The 17,952-nt window shown below is 66.8% G+C and carries 11 protein-coding genes; 3 read left to right on the top strand and 8 right to left on the bottom strand.

The window, feature by feature from the left end:
- Positions 1–46: 46 nt before the first annotated feature.
- From AKJ08_RS00190 to AKJ08_RS20775, 4 genes are all read right to left on the bottom strand, one after another.
- Positions 47–1,560 (bottom strand): IS3 family transposase gene (locus AKJ08_RS00190; RefSeq protein ID WP_157370362.1). Its coding sequence is split into 2 segments (ribosomal slippage): positions 47–1,098 and positions 1,098–1,560, totalling 1,515 coding nucleotides; the frame shifts between segments, so codons are not numbered across the junction.
- 34 nt (positions 1,561–1,594) lie between these two features.
- Positions 1,595–2,329 (bottom strand): hypothetical protein, encoded by a 735-nt coding sequence (locus tag AKJ08_RS00180; protein WP_050724219.1) that lies wholly within the window; start codon positions 2,327–2,329, stop codon positions 1,595–1,597.
- A gap of 159 nt (positions 2,330–2,488) precedes the next feature.
- Positions 2,489–2,722: a hypothetical protein gene (locus AKJ08_RS18970; protein ID WP_157370361.1), complete on the bottom strand. Its 234-nt coding sequence runs from the start codon at positions 2,720–2,722 to the stop codon at positions 2,489–2,491.
- 382 nt (positions 2,723–3,104) lie between these two features.
- Complete coding sequence (locus tag AKJ08_RS20775) at positions 3,105–3,293, bottom strand: transposase (protein WP_157370360.1); 189 nt, start codon at positions 3,291–3,293, stop codon at positions 3,105–3,107.
- A 469-nt stretch (positions 3,294–3,762) separates the two neighbouring features.
- On the opposite strand from AKJ08_RS20775, the gene AKJ08_RS18960 reads away from it, so the two are divergent.
- Complete coding sequence (locus AKJ08_RS18960; protein ID WP_157370359.1) at positions 3,763–4,944, top strand: hypothetical protein; 1,182 nt, start codon at positions 3,763–3,765, stop codon at positions 4,942–4,944.
- A 582-nt stretch (positions 4,945–5,526) separates the two neighbouring features.
- Here the strand turns inward: AKJ08_RS18960 and AKJ08_RS00170 are convergent.
- Entirely contained in the window at positions 5,527–12,033 is a 6,507-nt protein-coding gene (locus AKJ08_RS00170) for a choice-of-anchor J domain-containing protein (RefSeq protein ID WP_050724217.1), read from the bottom strand.
- Positions 12,034–12,392: 359 nt separating this feature from the next.
- Here AKJ08_RS00170 and AKJ08_RS00165 point away from each other — a divergent pair, with 359 nt between their 5' ends.
- A complete protein-coding gene (locus tag AKJ08_RS00165; RefSeq protein WP_050724216.1) occupies positions 12,393–12,881 on the top strand; it encodes a hypothetical protein in 489 nt (162 codons plus the stop codon).
- 97 nt (positions 12,882–12,978) lie between these two features.
- Here AKJ08_RS00165 and AKJ08_RS00160 read toward each other — a convergent pair whose 3' ends face one another.
- On the bottom strand, positions 12,979–13,512 hold the full coding sequence (locus AKJ08_RS00160) for a hypothetical protein (RefSeq protein WP_050724215.1): 534 nt from the start codon (positions 13,510–13,512) through the stop codon (positions 12,979–12,981).
- 240 nt (positions 13,513–13,752) lie between these two features.
- On the opposite strand from AKJ08_RS00160, the gene AKJ08_RS00155 reads away from it, so the two are divergent.
- Complete coding sequence (locus AKJ08_RS00155; protein WP_050724214.1) at positions 13,753–14,316, top strand: hypothetical protein; 564 nt, start codon at positions 13,753–13,755, stop codon at positions 14,314–14,316.
- Positions 14,317–14,867: 551 nt separating this feature from the next.
- Here AKJ08_RS00155 and purL read toward each other — a convergent pair.
- Positions 14,868–17,126, bottom strand: coding sequence for a phosphoribosylformylglycinamidine synthase subunit PurL (purL, locus tag AKJ08_RS00150; RefSeq protein ID WP_050724213.1), 2,259 nt, complete (start codon positions 17,124–17,126; stop codon positions 14,868–14,870).
- 86 nt (positions 17,127–17,212) lie between these two features.
- The gene (gene purQ / locus AKJ08_RS00145; protein WP_050724212.1) at positions 17,213–17,896 is read right to left on the bottom strand and encodes a phosphoribosylformylglycinamidine synthase subunit PurQ; all 684 of its coding nucleotides are present in this window, start codon (positions 17,894–17,896) and stop codon (positions 17,213–17,215) included.
- Between the last annotated feature and the right edge of the window lie 56 nt (positions 17,897–17,952).

Here is a 17,952-nt window from a genome sequence, read left to right as displayed (position 1 = left end):
CGGATTGCCGGGCCGGTGAGTGTCAACATAGTTGTCGCCTCCCCGGTCATGCGGCCGCGGTCCTCTCTGGCGTGAGCCTTACGTGCTGAATGCGAGACCAGTTTCTCGTAGAACCGCTCCAGCGTCCGGGCCATCGCTCGCGCGCAGCCGCATAGACGCCAGCACGCTTCTCGAGAATCGCGAGGTCCTGTCCGGCATGGCGCTGCGCGGGAGTTACAAACCGGATTCCACTGTGGAGGTGCGTCGCGTTGTACCAAGCGACGAAACTCTCGACCCAGGCACGTGCCACGGTGAGCGAGGCGAACGGCCTCGACGGGAAGTCAGGCCGATACTTCATCGTGCGGAAGTGCGCCTCCGCGAATGCGTTGTCGTTGCTCACCCGGGGGCGGCTGAACGACGGGACGACGCCGAGCACCTGAAGCGTGGCCTGCAAGGTCGGGCCCTTCATCGCCGCGCCGTTGTCGGCGTGGAACACCATGCCGCTCGGATTGACGTCCAAACGCCGGCAGGTCTCGACGAAGAGCTTCTTCGCAAGCTCCTCGGACTCGACCTCGTGCACGGCCCAGCCCACTACCTTCCGACTCCAGAGATCGAGGATCGTGTAGAGGCGAAAGAACATGCCGCGAATCGGTCCCCGCAGATACGTGATGTCCCAAACCCAGACCTGGTTCGGCCCGGTGGCGACATGCTCAGGCCGCTTGCGACGCATCGGAGGCCGCGACGCCTGCCGGTGCTTCAGAAGCTTTTCCCTGCGGAGCAAGCGGTAGATCGTCGCCTCGGAAGCGACGTAGATGCCTTCATCCGCAAGGAGCGGAACGATCTGCGCGGGCGACAAATCCCGGAACCTGGGCGAGGTTACGAGCGCGAGAATCCTCTGCTGCTCGGCCTCGCTGAGCTTGTTTCGCGGCGCCGTCAGCGGCCCACATCGGAGATCGTCCTCGGCTCCTGCGCGCCATCGCTGCACCGACCGAGCGCTCAAGCCAATCTCCTCGCAGGCTCTCTCGAATCTTGCGCCGCTGACGACAGCCTCGTCGAGGAGCTCGACGATCATCTTCCGCTCTTCCCGTCCGTGTCGTCGTCCTCGTCCCCCCAGATCTCCTGCACTTTTTTTTTGAGGACGAGGAGCGCGGCGGTCTCCGCGAGCGCCTTCTCCTTACGCCTGAGCTCGCGCTCGAGCTCGCGAACCCGCTTCGCATCAGGCCCAACAGAACGACGCGCTGCTGCGCTCCCAAGGCTAGCGACGGCAGTTGCGCGCCACTCATCGAACTGGGCTTTGTGCAGTCCCCTCTGGCGGAGGTACGAGCCGAGCTCGTCATCACTCAAGCTCGCTGTCTCGATCAGGACCTGCAGCTTTTCCTCGCTGGTCCACTGGCGGGTGCTCTTGTCGTCGCGGTCGTCCATCTTGACGCCGAGCCTACCCGCATCCAGCAGCCAACGGGAGAGCGTCGCCTGGGCAATCCCGGACTGCCTTGCAAGCGCAGTCGCCGACATCGCGTGCGGCCCCGTAAGCTTCTCCACCATCTTCGCCTTGAACGCCTCGGAGTACGGAGTCCGACCCATCTCCAACCTGCTCTTCGCCCCCTACGTGATCGACCTACGCTGTCACGACGAGGCGACAACTACGCTGACACAGGGGGGGCGCGACATCGGTGAGCACATCGAACGATCCACCGTTCCTCGACACCTTCAGGTTGACGCCATCCCAGACCTGCCCCTCGGTGTCGGTCCACATCCGGAACCAGAGGATCGGCGAGATGGCGCTCGTCAGGTCGATCTCCGGCGAGGTCGCGTTGGAGCTCGCGTACAACCTGTCGTTCGAATAGTTGCCGCCGATCTTCGTGGCGAGGCTCTGGTTGCCGCCGAAGGCCGTCGAGGGCCCCACCGAGGAGGGCGTGCCGCATTCCCAGTCGCCCCTGAGCGTCCAGCCATTCGGACAGGCGTCCTCGAAGCCGGTGGAGAAGTAGATCGCAGCGCTGCTCACCTCGAACACGAGCTCCCGCTCGTCCCCGACGGAAGGATCGCTCGGATCCTCGGCCCGAACGACGACGGAGACCGGCCCGAGATCGCCGAGGGACGGAGTTCCGGTGAGAACCCCGGACGCCGAATCCATCGAGAGCCACGTGTGGTTGAGGCCGCCGACGATGCTCCACGTGACCGAGACAGGACCCTGGGTGCGGGTCATCCGCTGCGTGTAGGGCAGACCGACGTAGGCATCCGCCAGCAGGTCCTCCACGATCGACGGATCGTTACCCTGAGAGGCCAGCTCGACGAGCAGGTCGTCCACGTACGCGCCAGCTCCCACCACGGCAGTGCTGGAGGTATTCAGCATCCGCTACGAATATGAGAGAGCAGGTCGCGGACAGCTCGTCGCACGAGACCTCGCTGCAGTCGGTAGCCTCGAGGCCGCAGTCGTTTGGGAGCTTCCCGACGCGGCGCCTTAGGTGAAGCGCGGGCGCGCACGGGTGTGCGCGCCCCTTTCACGAATCCGTCAGTCGACTTCTGCGACGACGAGGTCGTCGACGTAGGTCCCGGCGAACTCGAGCGATCCATCGATGGCGTCGGCGAAGCGCTGCTTCAGCACCTGTCCGGCGCAGATCAACAGCTCGACCCGGAAGAGCCGCAACCGGGAACCGCTCAGATCGCCGCCCCAGGCGCTCGCATCCGAGGCCGTGAACGAACAGCCGGGGTCGACGTCGTGAGCGTCACGATTGGGTCCACGCATTTGTGGGCCGGGGACGCGCAGGCGTTCAGCAAGCCTGCGGCAACCTTCGGCTCCTTGCGTTCGGAGCGGAACGAGACCAAAGCCATTCTCGGCGCCGCTCCGCGACGGAAGGCGTGGTCAAAGCGGAGCTCGAAAGAGCTGCAATGTCGACACCCGCGAACCCGAGGTCCGTGCGGGTGACTTCATGGCCCGATCGTTCCCCTGAGGTCCGACCGTCTGCTGTAATCCGGTCCCGCCAGAAACCCTTGACAAATCGGATGTCTACAGAAATTCGACGCGCGAAATTTTTCTTTAGGAACAAGTTGAGATAGCCTTCACCGTAGGCAAATGGGGACAGGTGCCCAAGCAGGGGACGTGGCGTGCGCGAAGAAGCGAGCGATCGCTAGGGCGACCGGAAGGGCGGCGTTGCAAATCGCAGGTTGAAAAGGAAATGGCGATGGTCGCGACATCCTCGTACTCGACGTTGCTGCGTCTCCAAGTTGTTGTTGAAGGCCTCGATTCGCCCGGAGGACGGAAGGTGCCGGCCGATCGAAAGGAGCCTTCGATCGATCCGCTCGATGCAGCGGCCCATCGAGGACCGATCGGGAACGCGAACAAGGTCAAGAAGCTCGGCCTTGGCCTAGCGGTCGTCTTCCCCCGGGAATCGACATCCGAACCCTGACGAGACGGGGGCGTGCCAGTCGCAACCGAAAAGAGGGTCGCGCTGGTCGCCGAAAGCCTTAGGAACCACGGCATCTCATGAGCCGGAGCTAGTCAACCAAGCGGAAGCGGGATGCCGGGCTTCGACCTGGAGCACGACAGCCAGCCAAACCCGATTGGTGCAAAGCAGGAGGTGTTGCTGCTCCTACGTACAAGGCAGACCGTCCGTTCGGTCGCGTGGGCCTGCGATTTTCCAGTTCGTGGCCAAGGGCCGACGAATTCATCCTGCCGAAAGGACATGATCGAGCGCAGGGACGCTCTTTGCAGGTCCCGCCAAACACATTTCCGAAGTGACGAACATCCGAATGATGCACCCGCTCCAAACCGTTCAGGGAGACCCAATGCACTCTTACCTCCGCAACGCAATGATGGCTGGAATTCTCATTTTGGCAGGGACTCCGGGGTTCAAGGCTTTCGCGGCTCCGCCGCTGCCCACGTTGCCGATCACGAACGAGCTTTCACAGGAGTGCACGCTGAAGACCGGCTACTCCGCGGTGGCAGTCGGCCAATCGTGGAACGGAGACTTCCACGTAGGATCGTACTGCGGCTTCACGAAAATTTGGAGTACATCGACCGGCGTATCGAGGCTGTTGGATCTCCACGAAGGAACGCAGATCCGAGCCGCTGGGCCATTCATGGCGACAGATTGCGAGGAGAACGCCCGGCGACCTTGGGTCACCAACTTGGACCGGATGGATTCTGATCCGGACGTCCTCCCAGACTGGGATGGCGACGCATACGATGCAAATCCAGTGAACTATGCAAATCTCCATGCAGACGTTCCGTTTGCGATACTGTCAGACATGTTTGCGGTTGACGCCTACAAAGCGCAAGTGTTCTGGACAGCACCGCAAACGCCGGACCCCTTCCTTTCTTGGTATCCCTATTCGAATCCGAGCCCTCATCAGCCACGATCGAAAGCCCTCGAAAGAATTGGCATTACGTCTTTTGGCGAAGGGACCAGTGCAGAATCGCCCACTATCACCGCAGCAATAACACCAGCCGGCGATGACATCATGATCGAGGGATTCACGATCCCGGACGGCATTTTCAATCAACCCACCCCCCAAAAAGCCAAAATTCCAGGTCCCGCTTCCCAGCTCGACGTCTTTGGAGATACTGTTGTCTATGTCAAGAGCGGAGCGATCTATTGGGAAACGCTCTGGCGTGCCACTGACGGCAAGATTGACAAAAGCACTTTGGGGGTAAGACTCCTCGTCGAGAACCTCGGCTGTTCTTCTTTTCATCACCCGATCCTCGGAGGATCATCGACGAACGGCTATCGATCCGCACCGAGCTACGTGATTTTCGAGGGGAGAAAGTGCGACAAGCATCCTGGCTCAGTGCTTTTCCTGGCTGACATCCGGGATCCAAAACCGCAAAACCAGCCGATCTACGTAGTCGACGATGTAATGGAATCGCCCACTAACTTCCAGGCGTCTTTCGACACGGAAAACTATTCGATTGCATACATCAAGAGCAACGGATCGGAAGTGAACTTCGTCGAGTTCTCTTTGCCCTGACGTCGGGAAGGCTATCGCAGAATACGCATTCTCTGACCTTCCACTCCCATCACTGGCCCACTCGTAGCGTAAGCTCGGTGGGCCTTTTCCTTCTCTGTCGGCGTCTGATTGTCGAGGGAGCAATACGCTGGGCAAAAGTGAACCGGTTCCACCCATCGTCGATCTTCAGCTTGGCAGCGGGGGCACAGTTCGAATCCGCGCGGCGATGCGCTTCGTTTCTTCTTCCGCACCGTCAGATCCTCGGCGCTGTAGAGGCGATAGACCCGCCCTGTGGTTCACCCGACGGCCCGTCCGGGCCGTCGTCCGGTAGCTGCCCGCCACCGCCTCTGAGGATCTTCGAGCAACGGTCGCCCACCTGGTCCGGAGGAGCTCGGAGATCGCCGCCTTCAAGGTTGCGCATCCGGCAAGGCTGCCTGGTCCTCGAAGGCGCGCGCGTGAAGGAAGAGCCCCGTCGCGCCCAGGGCACGGCGGCGACCAGAAGGATCCCCCGATCCAAAAACGCCGCTCTCGCCTGGTAGCGGGAGCGGCGCCTTGGGTGAAGCGCGGACGCGCACGGGTGTGCGCGCCCCTTTCACGAAGCCGTCAGTCGGCTTCGACGACGATGAGCTCGTCGACGTAGGTGCCGGCGAACTCGAGCGACCCGTCGCTGGCGTCGGCGAAGCGCAGCTTCACCACATGACCAGCGAAGGCCGAGAGGTCGGCACGGACGAGCCTCCAGCCGGCCCCGGAGTGGTTGCCACCCCACGCCGCCTGGCTCTTCACCGTGAGCTTCGGTCCCGGCGAGACGTCGGGGACCGCCTGGAACGACAGGCCGCCGTTGGTGCTGACCGTGAAGTTCGAACCGTCGTCCGATCCGCCCCAGGTCCAGACCCAGAGGCGGAACCACGCCACCGGGTGCACCGCACCCGTGAGGTCGATCTCGGGCGAGGTGGCGTGGGAGGTCGCGTACGACATGTTGGGCAGGTAGTTCATCGACATCCCGGTCGCCAGGCACTGGCTACCGCTCCAGGTGTTCGACGGACCCACGGTGGTCGGCCTCCCGCACTCCCAGTCGCCGACGAGCGACCAGCCGTTGGGGCACACGCCCTCGAAGTCCGCGGCGTAGTAGACGTTCGCGTCGCTCACCTCGAACACGAGCTCGACCTCGTCCGTCAGCGACCACTCCAGGACGTCCTCCGCCTTGACGACGACGCTCACGCGACCGATCGCGGCGGCGGTCGGGATGCCGGTGAGGACGCCGGTCTCCGGGTCGATGCTCAGCCAGTCGAAGTTTTCGCCGCCCACGATGGACCAGTACGCATCGTTGGGGCCACCCGTCTTCTGCATACGATGGGTGAAGGGGACGTCCACCCACGCGTCGCCGACGGGGGCGACCGTGATGGAGGGCTCGATCGCGGTGGCCTCCCGGACCTGCACGTCATCCACGTAGACGCCCGGCGCCGTGGGGGAGCTGGAGCTCGAGGCATAGAACGCGAACCGCACGTGGATGGCTTCGCCTGCCCAGCGCGAGAGGTCGACCGAGTAGCGGCGCCAGCCGAACTGCTCGAGCTCGCCACCCCAGGACCGATCCCCGCTGGTGTCGCCCGAGTACGGCGGATCCACGTCCGTGGGGATGGTCAGCGTCGACTCGCCCGCCTTCCGGATCCGGACCTGGAAGCCGTCGTAGTGCTGGTTGTTGGTGCTGACCCACGCCCAGAAGGTGAGCACCGGCGCCGAGCCCGGCGGAACGGCGATCGGCGGAGACTCCACGTAGTTCTGTGCGTAGCCCTGGCCCCTGGTGTAGTTGCCGTCGAGCTTCGTGCCGAGGCATCCGTCGCCGGAGTGGCAGGAGGCCGGGCCCACCCGGGTCGGGGTCCCGTGCTGCCAATCTCCCGCGAGGGTCCAGCCTCCGCTGCCCGCGTCGAAGCTCTGCTCGTAGTAGGTCCCTTCGGCGAGGTCGCCGATCACCGCGAACACGAAGGTCTTCTCGTCGACGTTCTCCGGGAGGCTCGGCTCCTGGGCGCGCAGGGAGAAGCGCACCGGCCCGGCGTTCTGGCTCGTGGGGACGCCCGAGACCGTCTGGGTGGAGGGGTCGAAGAAGAGCCAGTCGGCGTTCTCGATCGGGGTCATGGTCCAGATCGCGGCTGGCGTTCCGCCGGTCTTGGTGAACCGCGCCTCGTAGGGGACGTTCGGGACGGCATCGGCGAGGTTGCTGGCGACGATGGAGATGGGGAACGCAGCGCGGCTCGAGATCGAGACGTCGTCGATGTAGACGCCCGCGAAGTTCGTGCTGCCATCGGAGCGGAAGGCGAACCGGAGCTTGACCTGCTGGCCCTCGAAGGCCGCGAGGTTGGCCGAGAATTGCTGCCAGCCCGCGCCGGACTGGTTGCCGCTCCAGGCCGGAACGCTGTCGACGTTCCCGCCGTAGGCCGGGGACACGTCGCTCAGCACGCTGAACGTCGAGCCTCCGTCGGTGCTCACCCGAACGTTGAAGCCGTCGTAGTTCGCCTCGGTGTGCATCCAGATCCAGAACGAGGCCATCGGCTCCGCCACCCCCGACAGATCGATCGTGGGAGAGGTCGCGATCGAGGCCGCGTAGGACGCGCTGTTGTTGTAGTTGCCAGCGAGCCGCGTCGCGAGGCAGCTGGTGCCCGAGTGGCAGGTCGACGGACCGACGTTGGACGGCGTCCCGCACTCCCACTCGCCGCCGAGGGTCCAGCTCGTCGGGCAGCCCTCGAAGTCCGACGCGTGGACCTGCCCCGGGAGGAGGCGGACGACGTCGAAGCCGAGGGTCTTCTCGGCGAAGTTGGTCGGGACCGCCGACTCCTGCACCCGGACGGTGACGGACGCCGGTCCGGCCGAACCGTCGGTGGGCACGCCGGAGAGGAGGCCCGTCTCCGGATCGACGACCATCCAGCCGGAATTCGAGCCGCCGACGATGCTCCACCGCGCCTGGGCGGAGCCGCGGGACTTCGCGAGCTGGAACTCGTAGGGCTTGCCTTCGAAGGCCGTGAACAGGGTCCTGGTCGCGATCGAGATCGGATCGTGGGCTGCCTCGATCACCTGGACGTCGTCGAGGTAGACGCCGGTCCTGGTGGAGGAGGAGGAGTCACTGCCGAAGGCGAAGCGGATCCGGACCTGTTCGCCGGCGAAGGCGGAGAGGTCCGCGTCGAAGCGGCGCCAGCCGAGCGCCGACATGTCGCCGGACCAGGCCTGCTGTCCGTTGACGGTGGCGGAATACGCCGGGCTGACCGCGGTGAGCTGCGAGAAGGTCCGCCCGTCGGTGCTGACCGCGACGTTGAAGCCGGCGTTCGTTGGCCCCTGGGTGTTGACCCAGGCCCAGAAGACGAGACGGGGCTCGGCGGTCTGGTCGAGGTCGATCCAGGGGGAGTCCGCGGTGGTCGTCGCGTAGGACTGATTCTTGTTGTAGTTGCCGCTCAGGTTCGTGCCGATGCAGCTCGTGCCGCCATGGCAGGCGGCGGGGCCGACCTGTGTCGGCGTCCCGCACTGCCAGTCGCCGCGGAGATCCCAGCCGGCGGTGCAGGGCTCGAAGCCATCGGTGAAGAGCAGGCCCGGCTCGAGGGTGACCACGTCGAAGGTGAGCGCCTTCTCCGCGAAGTTCACCGGGTTGAGCGGCTCCTCGACCCGCACGGTCAGGCTCACCGTCCCGAGGTCGTCCTCGGAAGGCGTGCCGTAGAGCTCGCCCGTCGCCGGGTCGACCTGCAGCCAGGCGGGAGCGCCGGACACGATGGTCCACGTCGACCGGCTCGACCCGTGGTCCTTGCGGAGGGGCATCGTGTACGCGCGTCCGACGTAGGCGTCCGCGAGGTGGGCGCCGGTCCCGATCTCCACCTGATCCCCGAACTTCTCCGTGACCAGCACGTCGTCGATGTAGACGCCGGGCCGGGTACCGGAGGAGTCGCTGCGGAACGCGAAGCGCAGCATGAGCCGCTCGCCGGCGTAGGCAGAGAGGTTGGCGGAGTAGCGCTCCCAGCCCTTCGCGCTGCGGTCGCCGCCCCAGCCGAGCTCATTCGCCGCCGTCCCGTCGTACGCGGGGCTGACCTCGGTGAGCTGCCGCCAGGTCACGCCGCCGTCGGCGCTCGCCTTGACGTTGAAGGCGTCATAGTTCGCCGCCTCGGTGTGGACCCACGCCCAGAAGGTGAGCATGGGCTCGCCGGCGCGGGTGAGGTCGATCACGGGCGAGTCGGCCACCGCGTCGTTCCACGCGAGCCCGTCGCTGTAATCGCCCGAGAGATTGGTGGAGAGGCAGCCGGTCGCCGAATGGCAGGTCGCAGGTCCGACCGCGGTCGGCGTTCCGCACTGCCAGTCGGCGCGGCGGAACCAGCCCCGCTCGCAGGACGAGAAGTCGTCCTGGAAGTAGACGCCGTAGGTCGGGGATTCCACGGAGAAGTGGAGCTCCGCATCGGCGAAGTTCGAGGGCCGCGAAGGCTCGGCGACCCGGATCGTCACGCTGACAGCGCCGAGGTTGGACACGGTCGGCGTGCCCGAGAGCGCGCCGGTCGCCGGATCGATCGAGAGCCAGTCGTGGTTCGTCCCGTCGACGATGGCCCAGACCGGGTGGTTCGAGCCGCCAGTCCTCCTCGGGAGCGCCGTGTAGGGCGCGTCGACGAAGGCGTCGGAGGCGCCGGTGGGGACGATCCCGAGCGGGATCAGGGCCGCCTCGGTGATGGTGACGTCGTCGATGAAGACGCCCGACCTCTGGCCCGAGCCGTCGCTGGCGAACGCGAACCGGAGTGTGAGGACCTCGCCCGCGTACTTGGCGAGATCGACGGTGTACTCCCGCCACCCCTCGGCGCTGCGGTCCCCGGCCCAACCCGGGCCGTAGTTGTTGGTGTTCAGGTAGGGCGGGTCGACGTCGGTGAGCAGCGCGAACGTGGTTCCGTCCTTGCTCGCCTCGACGTGGAAGCCGTCCGCCGTGCCTTCGGTGTGGACCCACGCGCGGAAGATGAGGCGCGGGTGGAGGGCGGCGGTCAGATCGATCTCGGGCGAGTCGGCGGTGGCCGTGTCCCAGCGCTGGTTCGGGTTGTAGTCCGTGTGCAGGCGGGTCGCGAGGCTCGCCGTACCCGACCATGCCTCGCCGGGACCGGAGGTGGGCGTCCCGCACTCCCAGTCGCCGCGGAGGGTCCACCCCTCGCAGTCGGGCTCGAGGTCGGAGAAGTAGTTCAGGTAGGCGCCGTAGTCGCGGATGACGATGGAGAAGGTCTTCTCCGCGAAGTTCGACGGGTGGTTTGACTCCTGCACACGCACCGTGATGGAGGCCGTTCCCGCGTCCTCGGCGGCCGGGACCCCGCTCAGCATTCCGGTCGCCGGATCGATGCCGAGCCAGCCGGCGTTCGCTCCGTCGACGATGCTCCAGGTCGCGGTCGAGCTCGCTTCGGCGCTGATCCTCGCGGCGAAGGGATGGCCGACGATGGCGACGGGGAGGCTCTTGCGCACGATCGCGACCGGCTCGACGAATCGCTCGGCGACCTCGATGTCGTCGACGTAGACGCCGGCGTAGTTGGTGGAGCCGTCGCTGCGGAAGGCGAAGCGGAGCTCGACCTGATCGCCGGCGTACGGGGAGAGATCCAACGTGTAGCGCTTCCAGCCCTCAGCGGACAGCAGGCCGCCCCAGGCCCACTCGCCGGTGCCGGAGATCACCGCCCGGTAGGGAGGAGCCTTCGCCGCCGCGAGGACGAAGTCGTCCTCACCGGCGCGGCGGATCTTGACGTTGAAGCCGTCGTAGAGCGTGCTCGCGCCCTCCGTGTGGACCCACGCCCAGAAGGAGAGGATCGGATCGGACGCCTTGCCGAGGTCGATGACGGGCGAGGTGGCCGTGTTGTCGGCGAAGGTGGCGTTGTCCGGGTAATTGCCGTTCAGCTTGGTCGCGAAGACGCCGGTGCCCGAGCGCGCTCCGTTCGGGCCCGAGTTGGGCGTGCCGCACTCCCATGCGCCGGCGAAGGTCCAACCGGAGGCGTCGCAGGACTCGAAGTCCTCGCTGTAGATCGTCGCCGCGGCGACGCAAGTCGCCTCGTCGAAGGTACCGGTGCACGAGCCGGCCGAGCAGGCGTCCGCGACGGTGCAGTCATTTCCGTCGTCGCAGGAGCTGCCGTCGGGCAGGTCGGCGGGCTCACACGCGCCGGCGCCGTCGCAGGCGGCGGTCTGGCACTGGCCGAGGCCCGCGAGCGAGCAGAACGAACCTGCGGCCAGCGGCTGCGCCAGGCAGGCGCCGGCGCCGTCGCACGCAGCGACCTCGCACTGGGAGAGTCCGGCCAGCGCACAGGAGCTGCCGGCGTCGAGGGGCTCGGCCTCGCAGGCGCCGTCGATCGGGTTGCAGACGCCGACCACGCAGGACGAGCCTGCCGCCGAGCAATCCTTCGGCGCGTTGACGCACTGGCCCGCCTGGCATGCGGCGACCTCGCAGAGATCGCCGTCCTCGCCCTGGCAGCTCGTGCCGTCGGCGACCGGGATCAGGTTGCACGTCGCCGTCAGCTCGTCGCAGACGACATCGGCGCAGGCGTTGCCCTCGAGGCCGCAGTCGTTCGGAGCGGTACCGACGCAGGCGCCCGCCTCGTCGCAGACGTCGCCGACGGTGCAGAAGAGACCGTCGTCGCAGGGCGTGCCGGCCTCGGCCTGGAGCAGGACGCAGGAGCCTACCTCGCCCTCGTACCGGCCGTCGTTGCACACGGCGACCACGCACTGCTCGAGCGCGAAGTCGGCGCAGTCGGCGTCCTCATGGCACTGCCAGGGATCGCCGCCGCCGGAGCCGCCGGGCCCCTCGCCGTCGTCACCGCCGCTTCCGCCGGCGCCCTCCCCGCCTGCGCCGCCAGTTCCCTCGCCACCGCTGCCGCCGGTCGCCTCGCCCCCGCTGCCGCCGGTCGCCTCGCCGCCGGTGCCGCCGGTCGCCTCGCCGCCGCTGCCGCCAGTGGCCTCGCCGCCGGTGCCGCCAGCAGCCTCGCCACCGCTGCCGCCCGTCGCCTCGCCGCCGGTGCCGCCAGTGGCCTCGCCGCCGGTGCCGCCCTCGTTACCGGGCGACGTCTTGCCGCCGCAGGCGCCGAGCGAAAACGCGATCAGGGCGCCCAGCGTCCACGACCGTGCAGTGCTCGGCAACCAAGCCGATCCAAAAAATCTCATTTTTCGAAATCCTCTCGCCAATCGATGAAGCCGATCGCAGGAGCGGCTTCGCGCGGCGGGAGGATAGGAGATTTGATTGGTATTGCAAAGACTTCGACTCAAACTATCGCGCAAGGGCACGTCAGCACGATAAAACCACTCGTGATTTCAATGCATTGCAATGAACCACGAAAACTCGGTGGACAAAGCGTTCTCTAGAGATGCCGGCATGCGACGTCGGTGGGGCCGTCTCGTTCCTGGGCTCGCCGAGCCGCTGGAATGACATCTCGGCGTTTCGCAGATAGCATTCTCCGAAATCCCCCTGCGCCGACGGGCTTCATACGTGAGGAGCAACCATGTCCGGAACTTTCCTGCGTTCTTGCTTCGCCGCGCTGTTGTTCTTCTCCTGTAGCACCGAGCCGCCGGCGGGCGGGAGCGGTACCGGAGGCTCGGGAGGCTCGGTCGATTCGGGGGGTGGCGGAGGATCCGGTGGAGCGGTCTCCACGGAGGACGCCCTGGACGACCAGGGGATCTGCCGGTCCACTCGCTCGTTCGAGAATCGCGGCTGCCCGTCGTCCTACGACGAGGCGCTGGCCGACCGGAATCTTCGTTGCGGGACGAACCTGTGCGCCGGAACCTGCGGGAAATGGCTCGTCGTCCAGAACTCGTGCACACCGTCCCGAGGCTGCACCTACGACCGCGACACCCGCGAGCTTGTCGGCGTCGTGTTCGGCGACGACGTTCGAATCAACTGCGGCGAGACCTCCTACGAGGTCGTCTACGGCGACGGCTACCACGGCTGCACCTTCGACTCCCTCGACCTCGACGAGGACTGCCGGAGGTAGCCGCTCGCCGCCGATCCCGTCAGAGAGGGTGAAAAGACGGTCCCGCAGTCGCGGGACCGTTTTCTTCAGCGGCGCTCCGCGCGCCGTTCAAGAGCTCTCAGACGGGCGCGGCGGTGCTGGCGACCTCATCCGGGTAGTCCGAGTCGGCGAGGCCGAGCACCCGGATGAGGCCGGTGCGCCAGACACGGGCGAGGGCCTGCACCGGGACCTTCAGCGCGCCCTCGATCGCCGCCCCTTGTAGGGTCGAGGTAGACCATCCGCGACGGGCAGTCGGCGGGGAGGGCCCGCCCTTCTTGCCCTCGACGCGGACCACCGCGGCGTCGCCGCCGGGCCGGACCACCGTGCCGAGCCGGGCCATTTGGTCATACTGGCGGTAGACCCATTCGTTGCTGGCGATGGTCGGCCGGGCCACGAGCTGGAGCAGCGTGGAGCCCAGGTCCGCCGGCGCGGGGAGCGTGGCGGGATCGAAGGCCTGGAGCGCGTCGAGGTCGGCGGGCCGCTGACGGTGCCGGTCGTAGACGGGAGCGCCCTCGGTGAGGGGATCGACGGGGAGCTCGCCGGCGAGCTGGCCGTGCCAGAAGAGCCGCAGGGTGCCCGTGTCGGTGACGGAGCCGAGCCCCCCACGTCCCAACCTCCTCCCAACATGGAATCCGGCGACCAAGCCGAGCCGCCTTCGCTCGCCGAACGACCCCAACGACTCCGCTCCAAAGGAGCTCCAAAACCACTGCACAAAACCGCGCTCGGCCATTCCCACTCGTTGACCCACAGTCGCCACTCATCCAACATCCGCCGTCAGAAATCCAGCACCCATCAAGAAGCACACACGTACGAAAATGGAGAAGACATGCCTCTTGCTATGCGAGCTGCGGTAATGTTGGGGCTCGTCGCCATACTGACATTCGTGAAGCCTGCATCGGCAAAATGCGCCGACCCCTGCGGCATGGAATTCTGTCCACAAGATGGAACGGCAGTCGCGCTCGAGGGAACGATCCTCGACCTGCCTGGTCCGGGGAGCCTCGTGATCCGCATCGAGCGGGTCTTTGGGGAGGATTCCTCGCTAGGGCCTGGAGACCAGATCGAAATCCCGCGGTACCACGACAATCTCCACTTCGCGTTGGCCACCGGAATCCCGGTCTTCGTCCTTATGCCCCCGCCACAGACGCAAGGGACGCTGCCAACAGTATTCAACATCGAGAGCGATCAGGTCGTCTGCCCGGTCATGTTCGAGACGGTTCCGCTCGAGCAGGCCGCTGCAATCAGCATGGCCACCGACTGCTTCTCGGCAGCGCGCGACGCGGGCCTCATCTTCGACTGCCACGACGGCGCAGGTTGTTCTACGTCCGACGACTCGGTCGGATTGCTGGGCCTGATTCCGATCGTCGCAGCCGCGCTCTCACGATCGCGACGCAGGCCTGCAATCCTATTCCCGCGCTAGGCCGCGCCCTCGAAAAACCAACAAAGATCGACATCGAATCATAAACCATGGGCTACCTCCTTTCACTGCGCAATCTCCTCTTGACTGCAGCAGGCCTCGAGGGAATTGCCATGCGACATGGCCCGGGTTCTCTGAGCCAGGCGCTGAGCTATCTAGTAGACGGCCACGCACTCAAAGCGGCCGCTAGTGAAGCGAACCGTATCGCCCGAAATCACCTCGAGTGCACTCCGGAGTCCTCGGCCCTAGCCAGCGGGGCCGCTTGCCTCTCTAAGGCGTGCGGCCCCGCTTTTCATGTCGACCCGTATGAGCCGGTTTGAGACGGGTGGGCCTCAATCCGGCTTGCGCCCACTGGGCGATGAGTCCCGTTCACTTTTCACCGCGCTGGAATAAGAAATGAAACGGCCACGGGTAACGGGTACGAGCTGGTCTCCGCATCGACACAACGTCTAGGCCGCGGCTCGGACCCCGGCAGAACGTTCTCGCGAGCGTGAAAAAAAAACGGCCCCGCAGTAGCGGGACCGTCTTTTTTCAGCCGCGCTTCGCGCGAGCTCTCAGACGGGCGCTGCCGTGCTGGCGACCTCGTCCGGGTAGTGCGAGTCGGCGAGGCCGAGCACCCGGGTGAGGCCGGTGCGCCAGCCACGGGCGAGGGCCTTCACCGGGACCTTCAGCGCGCCCTCGATCTCGAGGGAGTCGCCACCCACCGTGCCGAGCACCGCGAAGGGGGCGCCGGTCTTGGCGGCCATAGCCTCGACCTCCGCGCGCTTGGCGGGATCGTAGGAGACCAGCACGCGGCTCGGATCCTCGGCGAAGAGGAGGAGGTCGGCGCGGGCGGTGCCCGGGACCTTAACCTTGGCGCCGAGGCCGCCCTCGGGCTTGCCCATGACGCAGCTCTCGGCCAGGGCCACGGCGATGCCGCCGTCGGCGCAGTCGTGGGCGGAGGCGAGGAGGCCGGCCCGGACCATGTCCCGCACCGCGTCCTGCACGGCTTTCTCGCGGGAGAGGTCGAGACGCGGCGGGAGGCCCGCGGTCTTGTCGAAGCAGGCCACCAGGTACTCGGAGCCCCCGGCCTCGCCGGTGCACGTGCCCAGCAGCGCGATCTCGTGGCCCGCTTCCTTCCACCAGGTGGTGGAGGTGCGCTCGATGTCCGGCACGAGGCCGACCACCGCGCAGGTGGGCGTGGGGAAGATGCCCTTGCCGTCGGTCTCGTTGTAGAGCGAGACGTTTCCGGAGACCACGGGCACGTCGAGGGCGCGGCAGGCGTCGGCGATGCCGCGGACGGCCTCGGCGAACTGCCACATGATCTCGGGCTTCTCGGGGTTGCCAAAGTTGAGGCAGTCGGTGAGGCCGATGGGCTCGCCGCCCACCACGCTCACGTTGCGGGAGGCCTCGGCCACGGTGAGCATGCCGCCCATGTAGGGGTCGAGGTAGACCATCCGCGACGGGCAGTCGGCGGAGAGGGCCACGCCCTTCTTGCCCTCGACGCGGACCACCGCGGCGTCGCCGCCGGGCCGTACCACGGTGCCGAGGCGGACCATGTGGTCGTACTGGCGGTAGACCCACTCCTTGCTGGCGATGGTGGGACGAGCCACGAGCTGCAGCAGCGTGGAGCCCAGGTCCGCCGGCGCGGGGAGCGTGGCGGGGTCGAAGGCCTGGAGCGCGTCGAGGTCGGCGGGCCGCTGCCGCGGACGGTCGTAGACGGGCGCGCCCTCGGTGAGGGGATCGATGGGGAGCTCGGCGGCGAGCTGGCCGTGCCAGAAGAGCCGCAGGGTGCCGGTGTCGGAGACGGAGCCGACCACTGCGACGTCGAGGTCCCACTTCTCGAAGATGGCGACCACGTCCTTCTCGCGGCCTACCTTGGCCACGATGAGCATCCGCTCCTGGGACTCCGAGAGCATGATCTCGTAGGGCGTCATTCCCTCCTCCCGCATCGGGACGCGGTCGAGGTGCATGTCGAGGCCGTTGCCGGCGCGGCCCGCCATCTCCACGGAGGAGGAGGTGAGGCCAGCGGCGCCCATGTCCTGGATGCCGACGATGGCGTCGGTCTGCATCAGCTCGAGGCAGGCCTCGAGGAGGAGCTTCTCCACGAAGGGATCGCCGACCTGCACCGTCGGGCGCTTCTCCTCGGAGCTCTCGTCGAACTCGGCGGAGGCCATGGTGGCGCCGTGGATGCCGTCGCGGCCGGTCTTGGCGCCGACGTAGATCACCGGGTTGCCGACACCAGAGGCGTTGCCGCGGAAGATCTTGTCGGCGGGCAGCACGCCCAGGGTGAAGGCATTCACCAGGCAGTTGCCGTTGTAGCTCGCGTCGAAGGCGATCTCGCCGCCCACGGTGGGCACGCCGATGGCGTTGCCGTAGCCCGCGATGCCGGCGGTGACGCCCTCGAGGAGCCAGGCGGTCTTGGGGTGCGAGGGATCGCCGAAGCGCAGGGAGTTCAGCGAGGCGATGGGCCGCGCGCCCATGGTGAAGACGTCGCGGAGGATGCCGCCCACGCCCGTGGCCGCGCCCTGGTAGGGCTCGATGTACGAGGGGTGGTTGTGGCTCTCCATCTTGAAGGCCACCGCCAGCCCGTCGCCGATGTCGACGACGCCGGCGTTCTCGCCGGGGCCCTGGAGCACCCGCGGGCCCGAGGTGGGGAAGCCCCTGAGGTGCTTGCGCGACGACTTGTAGGAGCAGTGCTCGCTCCACATCACGCTGAAGATCCCGAGCTCGAGGAGGTTCGGCTCGCGCTTCATCGCGGCCTGGATCCGCTCGTACTCGTCGGGCTTCAGCCCATGGGTCGCCACGATCTCGGGCGTGATCTCGGTGCTCATCGCTACCCTTTCCTGCCGGCGCTCACGCGGGCGGAGGCGCCGTGGCTTCGCGTCCCGTCCGGGGGCGAAGCCGAGTTCCAATTCGATCAGCTCCCGAGGAGCGCCTCGAAGATCCGAAGGCCGTCCTCGCCGCCGAGCACGCTCTCCGCGAGCCGCTCGGGGTGGGGCATCATGCCGAGCACGTTCCCCTTGGCGTTCAGGATCCCAGCGATGTTGTTCCGGGAGCCGTTCGGGTTGGCCGCGTCGGTGACCTGCCCCGCCGCGTCCACGTAGCGGAACGCCACCCGACCCTCGCCTTCGAGGCGGGCGAGCTCGTCGTCGGGGAGGAAGTAGTTCCCTTCCGCGTGCGCGATCGGCATCCGAAGGACGGTGCCCTCCGCGATCCCCTTCGTGAACGGCGTGTTCCCGTTCTCCACCCGGAGGTGGACGTCCTTGCAGACGAACTTGAGGGAGCGGTTCCGGAGCATGGCGCCGGGGAGGAGCCCCGCCTCGAGGGCGATCTGGAAGCCGTTGCAGATGCCGATCACCTTCCCGCCCTTGGCGGCGAAGGAGACGACCTCCTCCATCACCGGCGAGAACCGCGCGATCGCGCCGCAGCGGAGGTAGTCGCCGTAGGAGAAGCCGCCGGGCAGGACCACGCAGTCGAGGCCGGAGAGGTCCCGATCCTTGTGCCACACGAAGCGCGCGTCCTGGCCGAGCACGTGCTTGGCCACGTGATACGCGTCGTGATCACAGTTGGCGCCGGGGAAGACGACGATGCCGAAGCGCACGAAATGCCTCCTCGAAGGACGGTCGCCGACAAAGGCGCCCGATCCGTGAACGGTTG

The organism is Vulgatibacter incomptus, from assembly GCF_001263175.1.
GTDB classification, from domain to species: domain Bacteria; phylum Myxococcota; class Myxococcia; order Myxococcales; family Vulgatibacteraceae; genus Vulgatibacter; species Vulgatibacter incomptus.
Note: the sequence above shows the minus strand (reverse complement) of the source record. Positions and strands in the feature narration are given on the sequence as shown.

What these genes read in the sequence shown, in the direction of transcription:
- AKJ08_RS00155 (WP_050724214.1), top strand. Translation starts at nt 13,753, where the DNA reads ATGTTGGGGCTCGTCGCCATACTGACATTCGTGAAGCCTGCATCGGCA.
- AKJ08_RS00165 (WP_050724216.1), top strand. Translation starts at nt 12,393, where the DNA reads ATGTCCGGAACTTTCCTGCGTTCTTGCTTCGCCGCGCTGTTGTTCTTC.
- AKJ08_RS20775 (WP_157370360.1), bottom strand. Translation starts at nt 3,293, where the DNA reads ATGGGCCGCTGCATCGAGCGGATCGATCGAAGGCTCCTTTCGATCGGC.
- AKJ08_RS18970 (WP_157370361.1), bottom strand. Translation starts at nt 2,722, where the DNA reads ATGCGTGGACCCAATCGTGACGCTCACGACGTCGACCCCGGCTGTTCG.
- AKJ08_RS18960 (WP_157370359.1), top strand. Translation starts at nt 3,763, where the DNA reads ATGCACTCTTACCTCCGCAACGCAATGATGGCTGGAATTCTCATTTTG.
- AKJ08_RS00180 (WP_050724219.1), bottom strand. Translation starts at nt 2,329, where the DNA reads ATGCTGAATACCTCCAGCACTGCCGTGGTGGGAGCTGGCGCGTACGTG.
- purL (WP_050724213.1), bottom strand. Translation starts at nt 17,126, where the DNA reads ATGAGCACCGAGATCACGCCCGAGATCGTGGCGACCCATGGGCTGAAG.